Origin of the sequence: Roseovarius nanhaiticus (assembly GCF_900156535.1) — a bacterium.
In the GTDB taxonomy this organism is placed as follows: domain Bacteria; phylum Pseudomonadota; class Alphaproteobacteria; order Rhodobacterales; family Rhodobacteraceae; genus Roseovarius; species Roseovarius nanhaiticus.
Genome location: NZ_FTNV01000001.1, coordinates 942,139 through 959,669, shown reverse-complemented (window position 1 = coordinate 959,669; position 17,531 = coordinate 942,139). Strand labels below are relative to the sequence as shown.

18 protein-coding genes are annotated in these 17,531 nt (G+C 63.4%); 9 read left to right on the top strand and 9 right to left on the bottom strand.

The genetic code is table 11. The annotated features are described in order from the left end of the window. The first annotated feature begins 52 nt into the window (after positions 1–52). The 6 genes from pyk (at position 53) to BW975_RS04580 (ending at position 6,798) form a co-directional block, all read left to right on the top strand. The gene (gene pyk / locus BW975_RS04605; protein WP_076531367.1) at positions 53–1,498 is read left to right on the top strand and encodes a pyruvate kinase; all 1,446 of its coding nucleotides are present in this window, start codon (positions 53–55) and stop codon (positions 1,496–1,498) included. A 36-nt stretch (positions 1,499–1,534) separates the two neighbouring features. Then, entirely contained in the window at positions 1,535–1,759 is a 225-nt protein-coding gene (locus tag BW975_RS04600) for a hypothetical protein (RefSeq protein WP_076531364.1), read from the top strand. Between the two features lie 120 nt (positions 1,760–1,879). Continuing rightward, positions 1,880–2,080 carry a 50S ribosomal protein L35 gene (gene rpmI / locus BW975_RS04595; protein WP_076531361.1) on the top strand — a complete coding sequence of 67 codons (201 nt, stop codon included), beginning with the start codon at positions 1,880–1,882 and terminating at the stop codon, positions 2,078–2,080. A 12-nt stretch (positions 2,081–2,092) separates the two neighbouring features. After that, positions 2,093–2,458, top strand: coding sequence for a 50S ribosomal protein L20 (rplT, locus tag BW975_RS04590; protein ID WP_076531359.1), 366 nt, complete (start codon positions 2,093–2,095; stop codon positions 2,456–2,458). 165 nt (positions 2,459–2,623) lie between these two features. Then, entirely contained in the window at positions 2,624–3,724 is a 1,101-nt protein-coding gene (locus BW975_RS04585) for an efflux RND transporter periplasmic adaptor subunit (RefSeq protein ID WP_076531356.1), read from the top strand. Further along, on the top strand, positions 3,721–6,798 hold the full coding sequence (locus tag BW975_RS04580) for an efflux RND transporter permease subunit (RefSeq protein ID WP_076531354.1): 3,078 nt from the start codon (positions 3,721–3,723) through the stop codon (positions 6,796–6,798). The genes BW975_RS04585 and BW975_RS04580 overlap by 4 nt, the downstream gene beginning before the upstream one ends. Before the next feature lie 91 nt (positions 6,799–6,889). Here the strand turns inward: BW975_RS04580 and BW975_RS04575 are convergent, their stop codons facing one another. The 4 genes from BW975_RS04575 to BW975_RS04560 are packed head-to-tail and all read right to left on the bottom strand — an operon-like array spanning position 6,890 to position 10,230. Continuing rightward, positions 6,890–7,441 (bottom strand): hypothetical protein, encoded by a 552-nt coding sequence (locus BW975_RS04575; RefSeq protein ID WP_139194224.1) that lies wholly within the window; start codon positions 7,439–7,441, stop codon positions 6,890–6,892. After that, complete coding sequence (locus tag BW975_RS04570) at positions 7,438–8,556, bottom strand: exo-alpha-sialidase (RefSeq protein WP_076531350.1); 1,119 nt, start codon at positions 8,554–8,556, stop codon at positions 7,438–7,440. The genes BW975_RS04575 and BW975_RS04570 overlap by 4 nt, the downstream gene beginning before the upstream one ends. Before the next feature lies 1 nt (position 8,557). Then, positions 8,558–9,541 carry an NAD(P)H-quinone oxidoreductase gene (locus tag BW975_RS04565; protein WP_076531348.1) on the bottom strand — a complete coding sequence of 328 codons (984 nt, stop codon included), beginning with the start codon at positions 9,539–9,541 and terminating at the stop codon, positions 8,558–8,560. Between the two features lie 11 nt (positions 9,542–9,552). After that, the gene (locus BW975_RS04560; protein WP_076531346.1) at positions 9,553–10,230 is read right to left on the bottom strand and encodes a COQ9 family protein; all 678 of its coding nucleotides are present in this window, start codon (positions 10,228–10,230) and stop codon (positions 9,553–9,555) included. Positions 10,231–10,334: 104 nt separating this feature from the next. Between BW975_RS04560 and rpsU the strand changes: the two genes are divergently transcribed. Then, a complete protein-coding gene (rpsU, locus tag BW975_RS04555; RefSeq protein WP_007118112.1) occupies positions 10,335–10,541 on the top strand; it encodes a 30S ribosomal protein S21 in 207 nt (68 codons plus the stop codon). A 315-nt stretch (positions 10,542–10,856) separates the two neighbouring features. On the opposite strand, the gene BW975_RS04550 is transcribed toward rpsU, so the two are convergent. From BW975_RS04550 to BW975_RS04530, 4 genes are all read right to left on the bottom strand, one after another. After that, the gene (locus BW975_RS04550) at positions 10,857–11,414 is read right to left on the bottom strand and encodes a hypothetical protein (protein WP_076531344.1); all 558 of its coding nucleotides are present in this window, start codon (positions 11,412–11,414) and stop codon (positions 10,857–10,859) included. Positions 11,415–11,811: 397 nt separating this feature from the next. Further along, entirely contained in the window at positions 11,812–12,891 is a 1,080-nt protein-coding gene (dctP, locus tag BW975_RS04540; protein ID WP_076531340.1) for a TRAP transporter substrate-binding protein DctP, read from the bottom strand. A 25-nt stretch (positions 12,892–12,916) separates the two neighbouring features. Next, complete coding sequence (locus BW975_RS04535; protein WP_170846546.1) at positions 12,917–14,242, bottom strand: TRAP transporter large permease; 1,326 nt, start codon at positions 14,240–14,242, stop codon at positions 12,917–12,919. Then, positions 14,242–14,751, bottom strand: coding sequence for a TRAP transporter small permease subunit (locus tag BW975_RS04530; RefSeq protein WP_076531338.1), 510 nt, complete (start codon positions 14,749–14,751; stop codon positions 14,242–14,244). Before BW975_RS04530 ends, BW975_RS04535 begins: the two co-directional genes overlap by 1 nt. 398 nt (positions 14,752–15,149) lie before the next feature. On the opposite strand from BW975_RS04530, the gene BW975_RS04525 reads away from it, so the two are divergent. Next, positions 15,150–15,812, top strand: a complete 663-nt coding sequence (locus tag BW975_RS04525) for a hypothetical protein (protein WP_076531336.1) — start codon at positions 15,150–15,152, stop codon at positions 15,810–15,812. Here the strand turns inward: BW975_RS04525 and BW975_RS04520 are convergent. Beyond that, positions 15,809–16,843, bottom strand: a complete 1,035-nt coding sequence (locus BW975_RS04520; RefSeq protein WP_076531334.1) for a succinylglutamate desuccinylase/aspartoacylase family protein — start codon at positions 16,841–16,843, stop codon at positions 15,809–15,811. The two genes, BW975_RS04525 and BW975_RS04520, sit on opposite strands and share 4 nt — an antisense overlap. A gap of 238 nt (positions 16,844–17,081) precedes the next feature. Between BW975_RS04520 and BW975_RS04515 the strand changes: the two genes are divergently transcribed. Further along, positions 17,082–17,519, top strand: coding sequence for a universal stress protein (locus tag BW975_RS04515; RefSeq protein WP_076531332.1), 438 nt, complete (start codon positions 17,082–17,084; stop codon positions 17,517–17,519). The last annotated feature ends 12 nt before the right edge of the window (positions 17,520–17,531 follow it).

Here is a 17,531-nt window from a genome sequence, read left to right as displayed (position 1 = left end):
CCCCGGCCTCTTTTAGCGCGTCTGGCGCAGCAGATAACAGGAAGTTTCACATATGAGACGCCATCGCAACGTCAAGATCGTCGCCACGCTCGGCCCCGCATCGGAAACCTACGACATGATCCGCGCCCTGCACGAGGCGGGCGCGGATGTGTTCCGCCTCAACATGAGCCACGGCCAGCATGACGAGATCCGCGAGAAGCACCGCATCATCCGGCAGGTCGAGAAGGATCTCGACAGCCCGATCTGCATCCTGGCCGATCTTCAGGGGCCAAAATTGCGCGTCGGCGTCTTTGCCAATGGCGAGGAAGAGCTGAAGGAAGGCGCGTCCTTCCGCCTCGATCTGGACGAGGCGGAGGGCGATGGCGCCCGCGTCTGTCTGCCTCATCCCGAGATTTTCCAGGCGCTCGAGCCGGGCGCCTCCCTTTTGGTCAATGACGGCAAGATCCGCCTGAAAGTGACCGAGTGCAGCCACAGCCACGCGACCTGCGAGGTGATCGTCGGCGGCACGATCAGCAATCGCAAGGGTGTGAACGTGCCCGATGTCGAGCTGCCCTTGGCCGCGCTTTCCGAGAAGGACCGCAAGGATCTGGAATTCGTGTGCCAACTGGGCGTTGACTGGCTGGCGCTCAGCTTTGTTCAGCGCCCCGAGGACGTGGCCGAGGCGCGCGATCTGGCGCAGGGCCGCGCGGCGATTCTGTCGAAGATAGAAAAACCGTCGGCGGTCAAACGTTTCGATGCCATCCTCGCTGCGTCCGACGGCATCATGGTAGCGCGCGGCGATCTGGGCGTCGAGTTGCCGGTGCAGAACGTGCCACCCATCCAAAAGCGCCTCGTGCGGGCCTGCCGCGCGGCCGCCAAGCCAGTGATCGTCGCCACCCAGATGCTGGAATCGATGATCGAAAGCCCGGTGCCCACCCGCGCCGAAGTAAGCGATGTTGCAACCGCGATCTACGAGGGCGCCGATGCCATCATGCTCTCGGCGGAATCGGCGGCGGGCAGCTATCCGGTCGAGGCGGTGACGACGATGGACAATGTCGCCCGCGAGGTCGAGAACGATCCCACCTACACGCAGATCATCGAATCCTCCCGCGTCGCCGCGCGCACCACAGTGGCCGACGGCATCGTGGCCGCCGCGCGCGAAATCGCAGAGACGACGGACATCAAAGCGATCTGCTGTTTCACGCAAAGTGGCACCACAGCCCTTTTGACCGCGCGCGAGCGGCCCCGCGTGCCGATTATCGCCATGACGTCGCTGCGCGGCACCGCGCGGCGCCTGGCGCTGACCTGGGGCGTCAACTGCGTGATGACCTCCGAGCTCGACCGCTTCAAGATGGCCGTGATCAACGCCGCGCGCGCGGCGCGTGCGCAGGGCTATGCCACGACCGACGACCAGATCGTGGTCACCGCCGGCGTGCCCTTCAACGTGCCGGGTACAACCAACATCCTGCGTGTCGCCCCCTGCCAAGAAAGTTTGATATACGCCGCCGATCCAAGCTAAGGTTACGCTAGGGCAATCAAAACGGGCGGAGTTTGGATGAACAGTGACCAGATCCTTGTGCTTGGTGTCGTGCTGGGGGTGTTCGCGATTCCCGCCATCGTCTCGGCCATATCGGACAGGCGCACGCCGCGCGTCGCCGCGTTGGTGCTGATCGCGGCGGGATGCCTGGTGATATGGGCCGTCTCGATCAAGCCGACGGGCTATAGCATCACCGATGTGCCCAAGGCGTTTGTCCGCGTTGTGGGCGGCCTCATGAACTAGGGCGCCTTTGCCCTTGCACAGATGCGTCATCCCCCCTAAAAGGCGGGCTTCACCCGCGCGTCCGGCCCTGAGTGGCATGCCGAGTCGCGCGTCCGACCGACCACCAATGAGGAGCCGGAAATGCCCAAGATGAAGACAAAATCGAGCTGCAAGAAGCGGTTCAAGATCTCGGCCTCTGGCCGCGTGATCGCAGGTCAGGCTGGCAAGCAGCACGGCATGATCAAGCGCAGCAACAAGTTCCTGCGCAATGCCCGTGGCACCACCACCCTGTCCAAGGCTGATGAGCAGATCATCAAGCCGATGATGCCCTACGCGCGCTAAGGAGATCCAAGCATGTCGAGAGTTAAGAGCGGCGTCGTCACCCACGCCCGTCACAAGAAAGTCGTCAAGGCCGCCAAAGGTTACTATGGCCGCCGCAAGAACACCTTCAAGGTGGCCGCGCAGGCCGTCGACAAGGCCAACCAGTACGCGACACGCGACCGCAAGAACCGCAAGCGCAATTTCCGCGCCCTGTGGATCCAGCGGATCAACGCCGCCGTGCGCAGCCATGACGAGGCGCTGACATACAGCCGCTTTATCAACGGTCTGGCGCTGGCCGGTGTCGAGGTGGACCGCAAGGTTCTGGCCGATCTGGCCGTGCACGAGCCCGCAGCCTTCGCCGCGATCGTCGAGCAGGCAAAGGGCGCTCTGGCGGCCTAAGCCTCAGTCCCTCACAAGATTTTGACGCCGCCGGACCTTTTCTGGCGGCGTTTTTCGTGTGTGCATGGTGTCTGGCGTGCAATGAATAGGTGAATTGCTCTGCGGGTGGGCTATCCTTGAACAGCGAAACACAACGTTCTCAGCCCCTTCCAAACCGGAATTTTCATGTCCAAGACACCCATCTGGAAGCAAATCGTTCTGAGTGCCGTCCTGATCGGGGTGGCCGCCGGGGCGTGGCACTATCGAACGCAGATCATCGCCCTTTGGCAGCCCGCCACGAAGCAGGCCGGCCGCGACACCGCCGGGCCCGGCGTCCCGGTGCTGGTGGCCGAGGTCGCCTTGGCCGAGGACAGCCTCTCGTTTGCCGCCGTGGGCACCGGCCTCGCTCAGCGGTCTGTCACCTTGCGCGCGCCCTCGGGCGGCGAGGTGACCGAGCTTAATATCGCGCCCGGCAAACGCTTTACAAAAGGCGATGTTTTGATGCGGTTAGAGGACGAGGATCAGCGCCTGGCCCTGTCGCTGGCCGAAGCGCGGCAAGAGCGCGCCCAGTCCGAGCAGGAGCGCTATACCGGACTGCGCGACACGGGCGTGACCACGGCCCAACGCTTTGAGGACGCGATGACGGCCTTTCGCATCGCCGAGATCGAGCTGGAGCAGGCCCGCGCCGATCTGGCCGACCGTGTCCTGCGCGCCCCCTTCGAGGGCATCGCCGGTCTGGCCGAGATCGAGGAGGGCGACCGGATCGAACCGAACGAGGCGATCGCCAGCTTTGACGACCGGAGCCGCCTGCTGGTCGAATTCGACCTGCCCGAGGCGCTGCTGCCCCGCGCCGAGATCGGCATGAAGGTGCGCGCCACCTCCCCCAGCAGCGCCGGCGGAGCCTTGACCGGAGAGATCACGGCCATCGACAGCCGCGTCACCGCCACAACGCGCACCGCGCGCCTGCGCGCCGCCTTTCCCAATGAGGGCGACCGCCTGCGGCCCGGCGCGTCCTTTACGGTGACGCTGGACCTTCCGGGCGACCGCTATCCGATGCTGCCCGAGCTTGCGCTGCAATTCTCGGGCGGCGCGCTTCAGGTTTGGCGCATTGATGCAGGCGGGCTGGCCCAGCCCGTCGAGGTGCGGCTGGTGCGCCGCCGGGGCGGGTCCGTTATCGTCGACGGGCCGCTGGCCGAGGGCGACAGCGTCGTGGTCGAAGGGCTGCAACGCATGCGTCCCGGCCGCGCCGTCGATGTTCTCAACACCCCCAAGGGCGGCGCGACATGAGCGGTGAGCGGCCGGATACCGGCGGCATCAGCGCGCTGAGCGTGCGGCGCCCGTGGCTGGCCGCCGTGATGAACCTCTTGATCGTGATCGCCGGTATCGGCGCGCTTTGGGGCGTCGAGATCCGCGAGCTGCCCGATATAGACCGCCCCATCGTGTCCGTGCGCGCCAATTATCCCGGTGCCTCGCCCACCACGCTTGATGCCGAGGTGGCGTCGCTGGTCGAGGGGGCCGTGGCGCGCGTCGCTGGCGTCACCTCGGTCGAAACGTCGTCCGAGGAAGGCAATTTCCGCATGCGGGCCGAGTTCAGCCCCAGCCGCGATCTGGATACCGCCGCCAGCGATGTGCGCGAGGCCGTGGCGCGGATCGAGACGCGCCTGCCGGACGGGGTCGAAGATCTCTTTGTCGTCAAGTCCGAGCAGGACGCGGACCCCATCCTCGACATCGCCATCTGGAGCGAGGCGCGCCCCATCGATCAGCTGACCCGCCTCGTGGACGATAGCATCATCCCCGAATTCACCGCCGTTCCGGGCGTGGCCGAGGTCGTCGTTTTTGGCGACCGCCAGCGCGTGCTCAGGGTCGAGGTCGCGCCCGAGCGGCTCGCGGCCTTTGGCCTCAGTATCGCCGAGGTGGCGGATACCCTGCGCGCCGCGCAATTCGATGTGCCCGTGGGCAGCTTCGGCTCGGGCCAGCTCGAGGTATTGGTGCGCGCCGACGCAACCGTCACGGACCCCGCCCGCATCGAAGAGCTGAAGATCCGGCAGAATATCCGTCTCGGTGACGTCTCGGATGTCTATTTCGGCCTCGCAACAGCCGAGAGTGTTGCGCGGCTGGACGGGCGCATGGTGCTGAACCTCGGCATCGTGCGGCAGGCACAGTCGAACACTGTCCAGATCTCGGACGACGTGCGCCGCGCCATCGAGGCGCTGCGCCTGCGCTACCCCGAGCTGGGGTTCGAGATCACCTCCGACAGCGCGGTTTTCATCAAGGGCTCCATCGCCGAGGTCGCAAAATCGCTGGCCTTTGCCCTCTTGATCGTGATCGGCGTCATCTGGCTCTTCTTCGGCAAGCTGCGCACCGTTCTGATCCCGGCCGTGACCATCCCCATCGCCCTCACCGGCTCGCTGGCCGCGATCTGGCTGCTGGGCTTTTCGGTCAACCTGATCACGCTTTTGTCGCTGGTGCTGGCGACCGGCCTCGTCGTCGATGACGCCATTGTCGTGACCGAGAATATCCAGCGCAAACGGCAAGAGGGGCTGGGCCGCCGCGCTGCCGCCGCCATCGGCGCGCGCGAGGTGTTCTTTGCCGTGATCGCCACGACCGCGACGCTGATCGCGGTCTTCGTGCCCATCTCGTTCCTGCCCAGCGACGCGGGCCGTCTTTTCACCGAATTCGGTTTCGTTCTGGCGATCACGGTGGCGATTTCTTCCTTCGTGGCGCTTACCATGTGCCCCATGCTGGCCTCGCTTACGGCCGATATGGGCGGCGGCACCGGCCCGCTGGCGCGCTTGGGCGGCTGGCTCTCGCGCGGTTACATGGCACTGATCGGGCCGATGGTGCGCGCGCCGCTTGTGACGCTGGTCGCGGCCTCATTGATTGCGGGCTCGGCTGCGCTGGTCTATGGCCAGCTTGGCGAGGAGCTTCTGCCGGACGAGGATCGCGGCGAGATCAACGTCTGGATTCAGGGCCCGGACGGCACCGGACTTGATTATACCGACGCACAGGTCGAGCGGGTCGAGGCGATGATGCAGCCCTTTGTCGAGTCCGGCGCCGCCAGCAGCCTCTATTCCATCACCGGGCGCTATGACCTCAATCGCGGCTCCATCGGCCTGCGCCTCGCGCCATGGAGCGAGAGGACCATCAGCCAGGCCGAGATCGAGGCCGAGATCACCCCCCAGCTCAGCGGTCTTGCCGGTGCGCAGGGCCGCGCCTTCAGCAGCAACAGCCTTGGGCTGCGCGGCTCGGCGGGGGGGCTCAGCATCGCGCTGACCGGGCCCAGCTATCCTGAGATCGCGGAGGCGGCGGACAGTTTTTCGCAGGCGCTGCGGGATGTGGCGGGCCTGTCGGATATCCGCGTCCAGTATCAGGCGACGCAACCGCAACTCAACGTGCTGGTCGACCGCGCGCGCGCCTCGGATCTGGGCGTCGAAATGGAGACGCTCTCGACCACGCTGCGCGCGCTGATCGACGAGGACGAGATCGCCGAGCTGACCATCCAGGACGAGGCCGTGCCGATCATCCTGCAATCCAGCGCAGGCGCCGTGCGCGATCCCGCGGACCTGATGAACCTCTACGTTCGCAGCGATGCGGGCGATCTCGTCCCGCTCAGCCAGCTTGTATCGCTGGAAGAGAACGGCGTCGCCGCCGAGCTGGACCGCCACGCCCAGCGCCGCGCGATCGAGCTGGATGCCTCGGTCTCGCCCGACACACCCCTGCGCGGCATCATCGACGATGTGCGGGCCCTCGCCGCCGAAGAGCTTCCGGGCGAGATCGGCCTCATCTTCCTCGGCGAGGCCGCGTCGCTGGATGAAACCTCCAGCGCCTTGACCGCCACTTACGTCATCGCATTAATCGTCGTTTTCCTCGTGCTGCTCGCCCAGTTCGAGAGTCTGACCAGCGCGCTGGTGGTGATGACGACCGTGCCCTTCGGCATCTGCGCCGCGATCTATGCCCTTCTGCTCACCGGCACGACCATCAATATCTACAGCCAGATCGGCGTGCTGATGCTGGTCGGCGTCATGGCCAAGAACGGGATCCTTCTGGTCGAATTCGCGGATCAGCTGCGCGACAAGGGCGCATCGGCCAGCGAGGCCGCGCTTGAGGCTGCCCGCGTGCGTCTGCGCCCCATCTCGATGACGCTCATCTGCACGGTGATGGCGGGCCTGCCGCTGATCCTAGGCTCCGGTCCGGGTGCCGAGGCGCGCGCCGCCATCGGCTGGGTCATCTTCGGCGGCCTTGGCCTTGCCGCTGCCTTTACCCTTTTCCTGACGCCCGCAGCCTACGCGCTTATTGCCGCCGCCTCCAGCGCTCGCGCCGCCGCCGGCGAGGCACTTGAGGCAGAGCTGAGGGACGCCTAGACGCCGTGTTTCTTCTTGCCGAAAATATCCTGGGGGAGACCTTCAATTCCCATCGGAATTGAAGGTCGGGGGCAAGGCCCCCCGGCCGCGCTCAGAGCAGACGCAACACCAGGACGATGCCCACCGCCGGCACCATGGCCGGGTGCAGGATATGGTCGAAATAATTGCTGCTGCCCCAGCCGAGTGCCCACATGGCCTGCCCTGTGACGGCCAGGAGCGGCACAAAGATCATCCCCTGCCCCAGCCCATATGCGCAAAGCGCCAGCGCGATCACCGCAACGGGGAGCGGCGCATACCCGAACCGATAAAGATCGACCGGCAGCGCCCCCATCGCCGCGGCCAGAAAGGCGATATAGACCGCAAGAAAGATCACCAGCGGCAAGGTGCCGAAGGGCTGCACAGGCGCTCCCAGATCCGATGCCATCTGGCGCAGGATCAGCAGCGGCAGAACCGCACCTACCGGCCCCAGCAGCGCGACCATGCCGCGCAGCGGGAGCGTGTCGCGCAAGACGACCGTGATCAGCACGCCCAGACCAAGGCCCAAGGGCACGGCCAGATGCGCTGGCATCCCGATCCCGAGGACCAGCCAGATCAGCCAGCCCAGAAGCGAGGCTAGCCAGAGGATCGTCAGCACTCCGGTCATGCGCCCAGCGCCCAAGCGAGGTTGAACACATACGCGCGGATGCCCTTCTTGCCCCTCACACTGTAGACCAGCGCGATGCGCCCATCCGGCAGCGCGCGCATCATGGGATAGCGCGCGTCGCCGCCGCCCTCTTCAAGCGTGCGCAGATGGCGCCATGTCTCGCCACCATCCTCGCTAAGGACGAGGTTCAGGATGCCGCCATCGCCGGCATCGTCATTTACCGCCATCAGGATCGCACCCTCTCCGATCCCCAGCGCGGCCACCGGCGCGCTCGGGTTCGGCATGTCCGTCTCACGCACCGTGTCCCAGGTGCGACCGCCATCATCGGTGCGACTGATCAGCAAGTGCCGCGAGCCACTGTCGAAATTGCGTAAGAAGGCCACGGCGCGGGAGCTGTCCAGCGGGACGATCATCGGCTGGATCGCCTTCATCGGCCCGGCCATCCGGCGCATGTCGCGCACGCGCCCCTGCCCGTCCAGCCGCACGAGCGCGCCATACGTGCTGCCCATCTCGAAATAGGCCGGCAGGGCGTATCTGCCATCCGCATAGCCCACCATCGGCGACTTCACCAGAAACGAGCGATTGAGCAGCGGCGAGAGGTTGAGCTTGCGCGCGTGGCGCGGGCCATCCGGCCCCATCGCGACCTCGGCAACCGAGGCCATGGCCCATCCGCCGACCGAGACAGCCGTGGTATAGAGCTTGTCCTCCGCCCCGTCCCGCTGGATGGTATTGCCCAGCGTCACGACCAGTTGGCGCGGCTCGAACACATCGGCCAGAGCGGCGCTGGTCAAACGCGGCGTGACGGGCGAGACGGTACCGTCCGTCCCGATATCCACGCCGACAACATCCACGTCCGCCTGCGCCTCCTGCGAGCCCGCAAACCACAGAACGCTCATGCCTCCTTCGTTCAGGATGATCGCCGGGGAATGTGCGATGCCGGTCTCGGGCACATGATCCAGCACGGTCTCGAACACCGGCGGCCCGGCCCGCCTCACGGGGGCCGGCACAGCCCAATCCCACGCAAGAGGCACATCGCGGCGGATCGACCAGGCGCTAAGGCCGATGCTGAGCGCGCCAAGCGCGAGAACGGCGATCTGCACCGCGCCAAGCGCCATCTCAGGCGACCTTCAGAACGATCTTGCCGATATGTTCGCTACTTTCCATGCGCGCATGCGCCTTGGATGCGTCGGCCAGCGCGAATTCGCTATCCATGACAACCCCCACGCGGCCCGCATCCAACAGGGGCCAGACCTTGGCGCGCAGCGCCTCGGCGATGCCGGCTTTGGCCAGATCGCTTTGCGGGCGCAAGGTGCTGCCGGTGATCGTGAGGCGGCGCACCATGACTTGGGCAAAGTTCAACTCGGCCTTGGGACCGCCCAGAAAGGCGATCTGCACCAACCGCCCGTCATCGGCCAGCGCGCGCACGTTGCGGGGGATGTAATCACCGCCGACCATGTCGAGGATCAGGTTCGCGCCGCCTTCGGCCTTGAGGATCTCAACGAAATCCTCGTCGCGATAGTTGATGGCACGCTCCGCCCCCAACTCTTCGCATTTGGCGCATTTCCCGGCGCTGCCGGCGGTCGCGAAAACGCGCGCGCCCATGACGTGGGCCAGCTGGATTGCCGTCGTGCCGATGCCGGACGAGCCGCCATGGACCAGGAAACGCTCGCCCGCCTCCAGCGCGCCGCGCATGAAGACGTTGGTCCAGACAGTGAAGTAATTCTCGGGCAGGCAGGCCGCTTCGGGCATGCTCAGACCCTCGGGGATGGGCAGGCAATGGGCGGCCGGGGTGCGCACATACTCGGCATAGCCGCCGCCTGGCAGCAAGGCGCAAACCTTGTCGCCAATGGCCCATTGAGTGACGCCGTCACCCAAGGCCACGATTTCGCCCGAGGCCTCCAGCCCCGGCAGATCGCTGGCGTCCGGGGGCGGCGCGTAATTGCCCTGCCGCTGCATGACGTCAGGGCGGTTGACGCCCGCATAGGCGACACGGATCAGCACCTCGCCGGGGCGCACCTGCGGCACCGGGCGCTGTGCCATGGTCAGCGCCTCGGGACCGCCGGGGGTTTTGATCTCGATCGCCTGCATCTGCTCGGTCATGGGTGCGTCCTTCATTCTTTGGTCCAGCGGCCCGGCATTTCCGCCTGCCCGGCGGGCGCGCGCACATAGCTGAGGATCTTCATCGGGCCGGCCATGAGCGCACTGGCGATCTTGCTGTCATTGGCCTTGGCCTTCAACTTCTCGATCTGCATGACATCGTCGATACGGCGATCGAGGAATTCCCATGTCGCGGCGTTTTCCAGGCTGTCATCGCCCAGCCAATAGAGAACAGTCGAGCCATAGACACCCGAGAGGGTCGCGCGCTTGGTGTACCAGTTGTAATCGTCCGACGTGTCACCCAAAGCGGTCCAGATCCGGTCCGCGGTGCCCCAGATCGCGCGCGTGCCATCGGCGGCGTGCTGCGGCAACGCAAATAGCGTGCTGCCCCGGCGTACCATCTCGCGGTCGCCCGCCTCGATGCGCCAACGCACGGCGGATTTGACGCGATCGGTAAAGCGCATCTCGCCCATATCCTCGGCCTCGATCCGGTCCAGCATGGCCCGATCGCCCGCCTCGTGATAGGCCAATGCCAGATCCACGGCACCGCGCGGCAAGGCAGCGCGGGCCATCGCAGGCGCGATCCCGGCGTCCTTGGCACTGGCGACGAAGGCCGCATGGCTCCACCCGTCGAAGGGCACGTGGGCGGCGGCGGCGTCCAGCATCCGGGCAATGATTTCGCTGTTCTGCATGGGTCTCTCCTGCTTGGGGTCCACACTAGACATATAGGGCGCGAGTTGCTATAGACGCGCTTCCTGCAATCTTGCAACTCAACTTAGGAAGGTGGTGACACCACATGCAGGTTAGTGTTCGCGACAACAATGTCGATCAGGCGCTCCGCGCCCTGAAGAAGAAACTGCAGCGCGAAGGCGTGTTTCGGGAAATGAAGCTCAAGCAACATTTCGAGAAGCCCTCCGAGAAAAAAGCGCGCGAAAAGGCCGAGGCTATCCGCCGTGCCCGTAAACTGGCACGGAAGAAAGCCCAGCGCGAAGGGATGATGTAAGTCATACCAGCGCCGGTTTCGACCAACACGAGTGAATTGAAGAACCCCCCGGAGCGGATGCTGCGGGGGGTTTTTTGTTGGGGGGGGGGTGCCGCAGGTCGATCAACGACATAAGGGTGGTTCACGAGCAAGCAAGCTAACAAATAGGGTTATAACCGCGACCGTGTAGGTCGCCATAATTTAAGGGTGAACTACCGCTTTGAGCCCAGAATGACAAATGCTGCGGGTTGCATCAATGTCGGCTTACAGTAGGCATCCAAAAACGTTACTATTTGGGTTTTGAAGGTGGTTATTGTTGATTGGTCGGGCCGCGGACTAGCTCGGTCGTTGGCCTTTGTCACGTTGGTCGAAACCAGCCTGCATTTTTTGAGGCTCCACAACGTAAGCAAAAATCACTGCCGCAGTAGCAGCCGTCAAAAATGTTCCAAGAAACATTATGACAGGATATCCTAGCCCGGCGGCACGCGTTCCAACCAAGGCGTCGGGTCCCGACGATATCGTCGTAGAAAACCCGCCAACAATTGCCAGCAATCCCAGCATCGTCCAAAAGCTGGTGGCATTCATGGTCATATTGGGCCGTCCTCCAACAAGGAATTTTACGGACTCTCGGAGGTATATAAAAACCAGACATGACGAGGAAATAATCAAGATCAACACAGTCACCACACCGAATTCGAACCATGCCAGCGCTTCCAAGAACGCAGCTTCATCGACCGTCATCTGTCTCCAACTGTCTGGATACCATTGGGAAATACCAAGGACCGATATCGAAAATAAGCGTATAAGATAGTTGATGCCACAAATTATCGCGATCCCATACATGAAGCGACGCGTGAACAACGAAACCGTTGAAGCTGAGGGGCGGTTGGACATCAGAAAGCTCCATATAACTCGATGTCTATTAGGAGCAGAAATTGGCGATAAAAGGGCTATGAAGCAAAGAGATTACTTTTTTCACTTGTTTATGCACCAGCAGATTCCCCCGCAAACGCCCGTGTTACAAAGGCGTTCCAAAAACCATATCTTGTTGATCGGGTCACCAAACCGGACATCGACAGGCCCGCAGCGAAGGTCTGTTTCGTCCGCACAGCTGACATTCAGGATGATGAAGCGGCCTTCGCAGAAATCTGCGGGGCAAATATCCCGTTCATGACCATATTGCATTCAGGGGCATACGTGCTCCTTGAACACGTTTGGCAATGAGCTTACATCAAAAAAGCCCCCGCCTTTCGGCAGGGGCTCCCAATCTCTCAAACTAATCGCCTAGAACTTACATGCAATCCTTGATCGCCTGCACGTCCGGGCCGTTCGGTGTCCGGCCCAGGTTGAAGGGGGCCGACGCGTCACGCCACTGGGCGTAGTCGTTCAGGTATTCCAGCATCGACACATAGACCTTGGCCGAGTTGGGGTTCTCGCAGGCAACCTTGACGATCACGTCATTGGCCATCAGCTGCACCTTCTCCAGCGTCTCGTCGTCGTAGCGGTTGATCGTGACCGCCTCGTCGAACTTGGCGTAGGCCTCGGTCGCGCGCTTTTCGGTGAAGGCCAGCGACCACATCATCGTGGCGTCTGCCGCGATCTGCAGTTTCTCGCGGGTCTCTTCGCTCAGCGCGTCCCAGGCTGCCTTGTTGATCATCACGCCAAAGACGGATGCCGACTGGTGCCAGCCGGGGGTCGCCCAATATTCGGTGACCTGCTGGAAGCCCGCGGACCAGTCCACGTTCGGGGTCGAGAATTCGGCGCCGTCGATCACGCCGCGCTCGAGCGACTGATAGATCTCGCCGCCAGACATCGACACCTGGTTGCCGCCCAGCTGTTCCAGCAGCATGCCCTGCTCGAGGCCGGAAAGGCGCAGGCGCTTGCCCTGCAGGTCTTCGAGCGATGTGATCGGCTCGTTCGTGCGGAAGCCCGATTCGTTGTTGGTCAGGCCGTAGGGCAGATAGACCATGCCGAACTGGCCATAGACGTCGTTGTAGATCTGCGCGCCGCCCCACTCGTGGATCCAGTTGGCGTAGTCGACCGCGTTGAAGAGCGACGGCGTGGTCGCCAGCGCCGAGAAGGCCGCGTCACGGCCGGCCCAGTAGCCCGGCCAATCGCCGCCCGCCTGCACGACGCCCGATTCGACGGCGCCAAAGACTTCGCCCGCGGGGACCAGCGATCCGCCTTCGAAGAACTCGATGTTCAGCTCGCCGGCGGTCAGCTTGTTCGCCAGCTCGACGAATTTCTTGTCCGTCTCGATCAGCTCGAGCGAGGACGGCCAGGTGGTGGTCATCTGCCACGTTTCCTGCGCCATCGCCTGCCCGGCGAGGGTCGCGCTGGCCGCTGCGGCCAGAATGGTGAGTTTCTTCATGTTAGCTTCTCCCTATAGTTAAGCATTATTTGCCGTAGAGTGCGCTCGGCAGCCATTCCACCAGAGGCGGGAAGACGGCGACGAGGATGCACATCGCAACGATCAGCCCGATAAAGGGCAGGACGCCGCGAATGATGTGGCCGGTGCGCACCTCTTTGGGTGCGATGGCGCGTAAGTAGAAGAGGGCGTATCCGAAGGGCGGCGTCAGGAACGACGTCTGCAGGACGACGGCCATCAGGACGACGAACCACAGCAGGCTGACGCCTTCCATCTCCTGTACGATGGGCAGGAAGATCGGGAAGGACAGCAGCACGATGCCGGTCCAGTCCAAGAACGCGCCCAGGATGAAGACGATGAACATCATCATCGTGATCAGCATCCAGGGCTCCATATCGAGGCTGCGGATGATTTCCTGCGTGGCGCGCAGTCCGCCGGTGATGTTGAAAACCCCCGTAAAGGCCGTGGCGCCGACGACGATAAAGAGGATCATCGCCGAGGTGCGGCCTGTCTCGAGCATGGCCGAGTAGAACGTGCGCCACGCGAATTTCTTGCGGATGATGACGATCAAAAGGGCCAGGCCTGCGCCGATGGCTGACGCCTCGGTTGCCGTGGCGATCCCCGCCAGAAGCGAGCCGAGGATGCCGAAGATCAGCACGAGAGGCGGCATCGCCTCGACCACCAGCATACGGGCCAGTGCGCCGCGGCTGATCTTTTCATCCTGCTGCACCGAGGGTGCCAGATCCGGTCGCACGACCGAGATGATGTAGACATAGACCGCATAGCTGAGGCCCAGAAGGACGCCAGGGATCATCGAGCCGGCAAAGAGATCACCCACCGTCAGGGGCGAGTAGCTGGCCATCAGGATCAGCATGATCGACGGAGGAATGAGGATCCCGAGGCAGCCAGAGGCCGCGATGACGCCGGTGGTCAGCGTGGGCGCGTAGCCATATTGCAGCATAGGACGCAGGGCCATGACACCCATTACGGTGATCGACGCGCCGATAATGCCGGTCGTTGCCGCCAGAAGGATCGAGATGAAGACCACGGCCAGTGCGAGGCCGCCTCGCACATTGCTGAGCAAGAGGCGCAGCGCCTCGAACATGCGGTCGGTAACCCCTGAATCCGACAGGAATCTGGCCATGAGGACAAAGAGGGGGATGGCAATCAGCGTGTAATTGTCCAGCACGTCCCCGAAAACGCGGTTGATCACGATGCCCAGCACCATGGTCTTGCCTGTGATGACGGCGGTCAGAACGGCCGTCCCGCCCAGCACGAAAGCCAGCGGATGCCCCATGAACAGGCCCGTCAGAAGCAGGCCAAACATGAGAAGTGCGATCAGTTGCGGATCCATCAGATGGCCTCCTCGGACGTGGTGTCGACATCGAGGATGATCTTGAGCACCTCGCAGATGCCTTGCAGCAACAGCAGGCCCGCCGCGACAGCCATCGAGATCTTGAGCGGATAAACCGGCATCTGGATCGCGCCGTAGGTGACTTCGCGCTGGCCGAGCGAGGTCATGGCGAAATTCCACGACAGCACGGTGAACATATAGGTGAAGGGAAAGAAGAAGATCAGGTAGCCCAGCACATCAATGATGCGTTGCCAGCCCCGGCTAAAATTTTCGGTTACGATGTCAACGCGGACATGCGCCTTGTGGCGCAACGCATAGCCACCCAGCAACACGAAGTAGAAGCCGAAAAGCTGCTTGGACACGTCAAAAGCCCAGCGCGTCGGCTCGCTGAAGGCATAGCGCATGATGACGTCGTAGATGATGATGCTGGCGAACAGGATGGCAACAACCGCGACGATGCGCCCGACCACCTCGTTCAGCCCGTCGATGACGCGGATTATACTATGCATGTCATGTCCATGTTTATTCCCCCCTCGGTTGCAGTTTGCGGGCGATGCGCGCACTTTTCCGGCCTGACGCCCGACCCGGCCATCTTGGAGCCGGAACGCTTGGCTGTCTTTGCCCTCGCGCAAACTGCAATTTCGCTACCCTTATTCATGCGCGGCGCGATTGCAAGTGTATGCAGTTGCATACTTCGGCCTTCCCCGGGCAGGTGACGTGACGGCACGCGGCGCGCTTTGGCCGTGTGGCGCGCTTTGGCCGTGTGGCGCGATTTGGCCCAGATGGCGCGCATCGCGCGGCGCTCCTTCCTTTCGCCTTGATGCGTTTGCCCGGCTCGCCTATTTCCAGTGCAACACGGCGCCATCAGGCGTCCGCCCATTCCCGGCTGACCCGAAAGGCGCGCGCCATGAGTATGCTTCGCAAATTTGACGCAGGATTGATGGCGGTGATCATCGCCACGCTGATCGCAACCGTCATTCTGGCGCTGACATCGCCCGACTATTTCACGTTGGTCTTCGCCAAGGAAGATGGGCTGGTCGAATACGGCACAGCCCTTTTTCTGTTGATCGCCAGCATCGTCATGGCACGGCACGCCGCGTCGCTCTGGGGTCAGGGCCGGCGCGGTGCGGCGGTTTTGACGGCGGTCTACGGCCTCATGTTCTTCATGGCCGCAGGCGAGGAAATCTCGTGGGGTCAGCGTATCATCGGTTGGGAATCGGGCGAGTTCTTTCTCGAGAATAACAAGCAGGACGAGACGAACCTTCACAATCTGATGGTCGGCGACGTGCACCTTACAAAATCGCTTTTTGGTCCCGTGCTGACGATCTGCATCCTGCTTTATCTTGTGGGTCTGCCGCTGATCTACCCTAAGGGCGGGCGTATCGCGCGGCTGGCTGACCGTATGGCCGTGCCGGTTCCGTGGCTCAAGCATGCGGCGATTGCGCTGATCGCCAGCATCATCATCGCCGTGCTGGATGCCGACCGTAAATGGGAGGTCTACGAGCTGATTTTCAGCCTGCTGATCGTGTCCATTTTCTTACTGCCGCAAAACCGCGACGCGACGCGCTAGAGGATTTCGTCCTCGTCAAAGAGCGGCGCCGCGTCCATCTGGGCCGTCACCCCGTCTGCCGCGAAATCGCCGCGAGGTGTGCTGGCGACGTGAAACAGCGCCTCGCCCTCGTAGACCACCGGCATGTTGCTGCGCCCGATGACGATACCGGCCTCGTCGCAGATCACTTCGGCCTCGGCCTCGCCAAAGGGATCGGCGATCGCGCCCAGCACGGTGCCCGCCTCGACCGCGTCGCCAATGGCCCGATAGCCGCGAAAGAGACCGCCCGCGGGCGCACGAAACCAGCGTGAGTTGCTGCACATCACCGTGGCATTGCGCGGGCGCGGCACGCCCTTTTGCGCGATCATGCCCAGCGACTGCATCACCCGCAGGATCCCCGCCAACCCCGAGCGCGCCGCCAATTCGTCAAAGCGCAATCCCTCGCCGCCCTCGTAGAGCAGCACGTCAACGCCCAACTCTTCGGCGGCCATCCGCAACGATCCGTCCCGCAGCTTGGAGTTCAGCATCACTGGCGCGCCAAAGGCCCGGCCCAGCGCGGCAAGGCGCTCGTTGCCCGGTGTCAGGCGGATTTGCGGCAGGTTGGTGCGATGGATCGCGGCGGAATGCAGATCGATCCCGATCTGAGCGCGCTGCACGATCTCGCGCATGAAGATATCCGCCAGCCGCGAGGCCATCGAGCCTTCGGAGCCGCCCGGGAAGCAGCGGTTCAGATCGCGCCGGTCGGGCAGATAGCGCGCGTTGTTCAGAAATCCGTATGTGTTGACGATCGGCACCGCCAGAAGTGTGCCCGAGAGCGAGCGCAGCGGCGCGGCACGCAGCAGGCGGCGCACGATTTCGACCCCGATCACCTCGTCGCCGTGTATGGCCGCCGAGACGAACATGACCGGCCCCGGTTTGCGCCCGTGCACGACATGCGCCGAGAGGTTGACCGGCGTGTGATCCGACAGAGTGCTGACCGGGATATCCACAGTGGTCCGCGTTCCGGGCGCGATGCTGTGCCCCCCAATTGCGAACGGCTGGATCTTTGGCATGGCGCTGCCCCTCTTCGCTGTTTGGCACAGCGGTAGGCAATTTGGACGCGGCTGTCCACTTGGCCATTTTGGCGCCTCACGCAAGGCGCGCATCACGATTCATGATTGCATCCATCAAAAACCTGCTACGAATTGACACATGCGCCGTTTTTGCCGCCCGATGCTGCGCGAACGGACAATCCCGCGTGAGGTCGCTCGCCCATAGCGGCGCATCAGATAAAAACGAGGAGACAGGATAATGACGACAAAACTGGTAGTGGGCCTCGATGGTCACGCCTCCGGCGAGAGGGCGCTGGAACATGCGCGCCACCTGGCCGAGCTGATCGGGGATTGCGAGCTGATCATTTCCTACGTTGTGGAATGGTCGCCCTTTTCGTTCCAGACCGCCGAGGAGAATGCGGAGCGTCACAAGCGCCGCGAGCAGGAGATCGACACCGCGATGCAGCGTATCGTCAACCCGGCGGTCAAGCAGATGACCGATGCGGGGATCAAGGCGACCGGCCTGGTGCGGCACGGCGACGTGTCGGACACGCTGATCGCCATCTCGAACGATCAGGGCGCCGCGCAGATCATCGTCGCACGGACCTCCGAGGGCGGCTTCGCCAAACGGTTCTTCGGCAGTTCCACATCGAACCTCGTGATGAGCTCTTCCGTGCCCGTCACCGTCGTCAGCTAAGGAGACGTGCAA